Source organism: Streptomyces sporangiiformans (assembly GCF_005768555.2).
GTDB classification, from domain to species: domain Bacteria; phylum Actinomycetota; class Actinomycetes; order Streptomycetales; family Streptomycetaceae; genus Streptomyces; species Streptomyces sporangiiformans.
The window spans coordinates 1-6229 of sequence record NZ_VCHX02000265.1; the positions used below are offsets into that span (position 1 = coordinate 1).

Annotated in this window: 5 protein-coding genes; 1 reads left to right on the forward strand and 4 read right to left on the reverse strand. The window is 69.6% G+C overall.

The window, feature by feature from the left end:
• Positions 1 to 74: 74 nt before the first annotated feature.
• The 4 genes from FGD71_RS35640 to FGD71_RS35655 form a co-directional block, all read right to left on the reverse strand.
• Positions 75 to 1289 carry an MFS transporter gene (locus FGD71_RS35640; RefSeq protein WP_119104689.1) on the reverse strand — a complete coding sequence of 405 codons (1215 nt, stop codon included), beginning with the start codon at positions 1287 to 1289 and terminating at the stop codon, positions 75 to 77.
• 177 nt (positions 1290 to 1466) lie between these two features.
• Entirely contained in the window at positions 1467 to 2489 is a 1023-nt protein-coding gene (locus FGD71_RS35645; RefSeq protein WP_119104690.1) for an endonuclease/exonuclease/phosphatase family protein, read from the reverse strand.
• Positions 2490 to 2782: 293 nt separating this feature from the next.
• A complete protein-coding gene (locus tag FGD71_RS35650; protein ID WP_240436930.1) occupies positions 2783 to 3400 on the reverse strand; it encodes a TetR/AcrR family transcriptional regulator in 618 nt (205 codons plus the stop codon).
• 42 nt (positions 3401 to 3442) lie between these two features.
• Complete coding sequence (locus tag FGD71_RS35655; protein WP_119104691.1) at positions 3443 to 5035, reverse strand: MFS transporter; 1593 nt, start codon at positions 5033 to 5035, stop codon at positions 3443 to 3445.
• A 192-nt stretch (positions 5036 to 5227) separates the two neighbouring features.
• Between FGD71_RS35655 and panB the strand changes: the two genes are divergently transcribed.
• On the forward strand, positions 5228 to 6091 hold the full coding sequence (panB, locus tag FGD71_RS35660; protein ID WP_119104692.1) for a 3-methyl-2-oxobutanoate hydroxymethyltransferase: 864 nt from the start codon (positions 5228 to 5230) through the stop codon (positions 6089 to 6091).
• The last annotated feature ends 138 nt before the right edge of the window (positions 6092 to 6229 follow it).

Below are 6229 nucleotides of genomic sequence, written 5' to 3' on the forward strand. Positions count from 1 at the left end.
GCCCGGTGTGCACCGGGCGCCCCCTTCGCCGTATTCAAGCGGACCGTGCGGACGCGGGGTCGCGTTCCCGCGGGTCAGTAGCGAGCCGTCTCCGTGCGCTGCGGCACGTGCGCGGCCACGACACGACCGGTGTGCGTCGGCACCCGGCGCCGGTCCACCGCATACGCGACGGCCGCGACCCCGAGTCCCAGCACCGCGAGCCCCGCGCCGGCGGCCGCCGGGGACGTGACGCCGAAGCCCGCCGCCAGGGCGAGTCCGCCGATCCAGGCGCCGCCGGCATTCGCGAGGTTGAAGGCGGCCTGGTTGGCGGAGGAGGCGAGGGAGGGGGCCGCGGAGGCCTTCTCCATGACCATCAGCTGGAGCGGGGAGCCCGTGGCGAACGCGGCCGTGCCCAGGAGGAACACCGCCAGGGCGGCGGTCCACTCCGCACTCATCAGGACGGGGAAGAGGGCGAGGACCGCGGTCAGTGCCGTGAGCCCGCCGAAGAGGGTGCCCCTCAGGGAACGGTCGGCCAGGCGGCCGCCGAGCAGGTTGCCCACGGTGGCGCCCACGCCGAACAGGGCCAGCAGCAGCGTGATGCTGGAGTCGGCGTAGCCGGCGGAGTCCGTGAGCATCGGCGTGATGTAGCTGTAGGCGGAGAACAGCGCGCCGAAGCCCGCGACGGTGGTGCCGAGGGAGAGCCAGACGGGCAGGGGGCGCAGCGCGGCCAGTTCGCCGCGCAGGCCGCCGGTCGTGGCGTGGGCGTGATCCTGGGGCACCAGCAGGGCCAGCGAGGCGATGGCCGCCAGGCCGATCGCGCTGACGCCGAGGAACGTGGCGCGCCAGCCGAGGTGCTGGCCCATCAGGGTCGCCACGGGGACACCCACGACGTTCGCGACGGTCAGCCCCAGGAACATCAGCGAGACCGAGCGCGCCTTGCGCTCGGGGGCGACCAGGCCGGTGGCGACGACGGCGCCCACGCCGAAGAACGCGCCGTGCGGCAGCCCGCTCAGGAAACGGGCGGCGCGCAGCCAGTGGTGGTCGGGCGCGAAGGCCGACAGCGCGTTGCCCGCGACGAACAGCGCCATCAGGCCGATCAGCACCTTGCGGCGCGGCAGCCTGGCCGTCACCGCGGCGAGCAGCGGGGCACCGATGACGACGCCCAGCGCGTACGCCGAGACCAGTTGACCGGCGTCGGGGATCGAGACGTTCAGGTCCTCGGCGACATCGGGCAACAGGCCCATCATGACGAACTCGGTGGTGCCGAGGCCGAATGCGCCCACGGCTAGGGCGAGCAGGGCCAGGGGCATGGAGGATCTTTCACCTTTCAGGGGTGGAGCACTCCGGGCGGCGCGGGGCCGAACGGAGCGGAGAGCGTGCGGAGTTCCATGAAGGTGCCCGCGCACGAGGGTGCACGGGCCCATTAAGTTTACTTACGGAACAAAGCGTCGCAGGCCCAGTATTCCCAGGGGTTACGAGCGGGTTGCCTAGATCTTCACTCGGGCGGCGATCGGGAGATGGTCGCTGCCCGTCGACGGCAGCGTCCACGAGGTGATGGGCTCGACGCCCTTCACCAGGATCTGGTCGATCCGCGCCATCGGGAACGACGCCGGCCAGCTGAAGCCGAAGCCGCTGCCCGCCGCGCCCTGGGTGGAACGCATCTGCGAGGTCACGCCGTTGAGCGCGCGGTCGTTCATCGTGCCGTTCAGGTCGCCGAGCAGGACGACCCGCTTCATCTTCTCGTCGGCGATGGCCTCGCCGAGCGCGTCGGCACTCTTGTCGCGCTGCCGCGCGGTGAAGCCGGCCTCGATCTTCACCCGCACCGAGGGCAGATGGGCGACGTACGCCGCGACCTGCCCGTCCGGCGCGTTGACGGTCGCCCGCATCGCGCGCGTCCAGCCGAGCTTGATGTCGACCTCCTTGACGTCGCTCAGCGGGTACTTGCTCCACAGACCGACGGTGCCCTGCACGGAGTGGTACTTGTACGTCGGCGCCAACGCCTTCTCGTAGACGGGGACCGCCGACTCCGTCAGCTCCTCGAGGGCCACCACGTCGGCGCCGGACGCGGCCACGTCGCGTGCGGTGCCCGCCGCGTTCGCGTTCTCCGCGTTGACGTTGTGCGTGGCGATGGTGAGGTCGCCGCCACCGCCGGTCTTGTCGCCGAGCAGACCGCCGAAGAGGTTGAACCAGACGACCGTGGGCAGGAGCACGGCGATCAAGGCTGTCGCGGACCTGCGGACCAGCGCGAGGACGAGCAGCACCGGGATGAAGACGCCCAGCCAGGGCAGGAACGTCTCGGTGAGGCTGCCGAGGTTGCCGAGGGTGTTCGGGATCTGCGCGTGCAGCACCATCACGAGAGCGAGGAGGACCGCGAAGACGGCGAGGACGATGCCACGCCGCCAGACACGGCGGTCACTGCGCACGGAGTCGAGCAGGCGCCGAAGCCGGGGTCCTCTGCGGTCAGGCCCCTGGCCGCCGCTGCCCGTCTCCGTCATATAAGCCTGCGCCATTCGTCGCCTCACAACATGCAGTACACATCATTCCCCTGTGTCTACGACCCTAGGGGATGAACGCGTTCGCTCCTGCCGTACCAGGACGGCCGTACTCGCACGAGGACGTACGAGACGGCGTGGTGAGTTCCGGCGGCGGACGGGGAAAGCGCGCTCTGTGACATAACACGCACATCTCCTCAGGAGTCGACGGGACCTCAGAAGCCGCTGGAACCACGGGAGTTGGCGGCCCGAGGAGCCATCGAGACCTCAGGACCCACCGAACCGCCGAGCCCCCGGAAGCTGTCGCACCCTCAGGAGCCGCTGGGGCGCAGCCCTTCCAGGACCGTGTCGACGATCACCTCGGCGAGATCGTCGGGGAGGTCGGCGTCGCGGCGCATGACGGTGCGTACGAGCATGGGACCGTGGAAGAGGTCGGCGATCAGTTCGAGGTCGAGGCCGGTACGGATCTCGCCGTCCTCCTGCCCGCGCCGCAGCACCTCGGTGGTGAGCCGGCGCTGTGGCTCGACCACGTTCACGTGGTACGCCTTCCACAGCTTGGGGCTGCTCTTCATCTGGGCGAGGACGTTGTGCACGATCGCCGACGAGCGGGTGGCCAGGCCGCGCCTGCGCTGCGCCTCGAGGAGGGCGATCAGGTCATCGCGCGTAGAGGTGCCGGGCAGTTCGGGGCCCGGGGGCTCGGCGGCGCGCAGGACGTCGCAGAAGAGTTCCTCACGGCCGCTCCAGCGACGGTAGATGGTGGCCTTGCCCACACCGGCGGTGCGGGCGACGCGCTCTATGGAGATCTCCGCGAGCGGGACGCCGTCCTCCAGGAGCTTCATGACGCCCTCGACGATGGAACGCTCCACGCTCTCGCTGCGCGGCCGCCCCCTGACGGGCGCGCGACCGGTCTCCTGATCAGCGACGTCCACACCAACTCCGTTCCCTCGCAGCCCGATACGGACCCGATTCTCTCAGCGCTCGGAACCCACCAGCTCGGTTCCCTCCCCCTTCTGGTCCTGCGGGGTCGGGTTTCGGCCGGGCAGGAACAGCCCCACGACCACCGCTCCGACGAGGGCGACACCGGCTCCGCACAGGGCCGTGACATGCATGGCGTGCAGGAAGGCGTCGTGCGCCGGTTCGACCAGTGCCCTGCCCTCGGGCCCGAGTTTCGCGGCGACGGCGAGCGTGGCCTCGATGGACTCGCCCGCGGTGTGCCGGAGACCGGCGGGCGCCGCGGCGAGCTTGTCCTCGATGCCCGAGCGGTACACCGAGGAGAGGACCGAGCCGAGTACGGCGATGCCCATGGCGCCGCCGACCTGGCGGAAGGTGTTGCTGAGCGCGGAGGCGGAACCGGCCTTCTCGCGGGGCAGGGTCTGCATGATCACCACGCTGGTGGGGGTCATGACGTGCGCCATTCCCGCGCCCATCAGGAAGAAGATGACCTCCAGTATCCAGATCGGCGTATCCGCCTCCAGCGTGGCGAACGCGACCAGCGTCGCGGCGAGGGTGAGCATGCCCGCGGTGGTCGTGGCCTTGTTGCCGAAACGGTCGACGGCCAGCCGGGCCCGCGGGGAGAAGACGAGCTGCGACACGGCCAGCGGCAGCATCAGCAGGCCGGTCTGCAAAGGCGTGTAGCCGCGCACCGTCTGCGTGTAGAAGACGGCGAAGAACGTCACGCCCATCAGCCCGAAGAAGACCAGCGCGATGGCGCCCATCGCCGCCGAGAAGACCCGGTTCTTGAAGTACGTGACGTCTATGGACGGGTGGTCGCTGCGCTTCTCGTACCAGACGAAGCCCACGAGTACGGCGAGTCCGGCCGCCATGGTCGCCACCACCGTGGCGTCGGTGAAGTCGGCGAGCTGTCCGCCCTTGATGATGCCGTACACGAGCAGCACGAGTCCGACGACAGACAACACCACACCCACCGGGTCGATCCGGCCCGGCCTGGGATCGCGGGAGTCCGGAACGAGCACCAGCATCAAGCCGATCGCGGTGATCACGATGGGCACGTTGACGAGGAACACGGACCCCCACCAGAAGTGGTCGAGAAGCGCCCCTCCCGTGATGGGCCCTATGGCGATGGCGATCCCGACGCCGCCCGCCCAGAGGCCGATGGCCTTCGGCTGCTCGTCCCGCTCGAAGACGTTCATGAGGACGGCGAGGGTGGCGGGCATCACGAAGGCGGCGCCGAGACCCATCACCGCGCGGAACGCGATCAACTGCTCCGGTGAGCCGGAGAAGGCGGCGAGCGCCGAGCCGACCCCGAAGAGCGCGAGCCCGCCGAGCAGCACCTTCTTGCGTCCGAGCCGGTCACCGAGCAGACCGGAGGTGAACAGCAGTCCCGCGAAGACGAGCGTGTAGGCGTTGATGGCCCACTCCAGCTCGCTCTGCGTGGCCCCGAGGCCGGTCGGGGCGGGAGTCGAGATCGTCTTGATTGCGACGTTCAGGATCGAGTTGTCGAGCACGACTATCAGCAGGCTCAACATCAGTACGCCGAGGATCACCCAGCGACGCCGGTGTACGGCTTCCGGGACGCGGGAGTCAGGAACGGCGGGAGTAGTCATGGCGCCGACCCTAGACCACATAACGATACGAGACCGTCTCGTATTGAATTCTTTTACCGAGACCTTACGTGGGCGGGGTCCTGAGCCGTGGCCGGGCGCCCCCCCTAGCCGTTCGGTGGCACGAGGTGCCACCATGGAGGGGATCCGGGGACGCCGTCAGGGCGCCTCGAGATGACAGAAGGAGCCGTTGCCATGACGCAGCTCTCGGCTGCCCAGAGGACCCCCGACAGCGGTAAGGCGCTGTACGGCGGGAAGGGCACCCGTCGCATCACCGTCCGCGACATCACCGCCGCCAAGGATCGCGGCGAGAAGTGGCCCATGCTCACCGCGTACGACGCGATGACCGCGTCCGTCTTCGACGAGGCCGGGATCCCGGTCATGCTCGTGGGCGACTCGGCGGGCAACTGCCACCTGGGGTACGAGTCGACCGTACCCGTCACGCTCGACGAGATGACCATGCTGTCGGCCGCGGTCGTACGAGGTACGAGCCGTGCGCTGATCGTCGGTGACCTGCCCTTCGGGTCGTACCAGGAGGGTCCGGTCCATGCGCTGCGCTCGGCCACGCGCCTGGTGAAGGAGGCGGGGGTGGGTGCCGTCAAGCTGGAGGGCGGCGAACGCTCGCACCGCCAGATCGAGCTGCTGGTCGAGTCCGGCATCCCGGTCATGGCCCACATCGGGCTGACTCCCCAGTCGGTGAACGCCATGGGCTACCGCGTTCAGGGCCGGGGCGAGGAGGCCGCTCAGCAGCTTCTCCGTGACGCCAAGGCCGTCCAGGACGCCGGTGCGTTCGCGGTCGTCCTCGAGCTCGTGCCGGCGGAGCTGGCCGCCGAGGTCACGCGTGTCCTCCACATTCCAACGGTCGGTATCGGTGCCGGGGCCGAGACCGATGCGCAGGTTCTTGTCTGGACGGACATGCTGGGGCTGACGGGCGGGAAGATGCCGCGGTTCGTCAAGCAGTACGCGAACCTTCGGTCGGTCATGGGGGACGCGGCCAAGGCGTTTGCCGAGGACGTCGTCGGCGGGACGTTCCCTCAGGAGGAGCACTCCGTCCACTGAGCCATCCCGGCACCACCGACAGCCCGCCGATCTTCCCCCGTCGGCGGGCTGTCTTTTACTGCGCGGGGCTGGTTCGTGGTTTCTTTCGCCCCCGCCGCCCCTACCCGTCCCATCCTTCTGGGGCTCCGCCCCAGACCC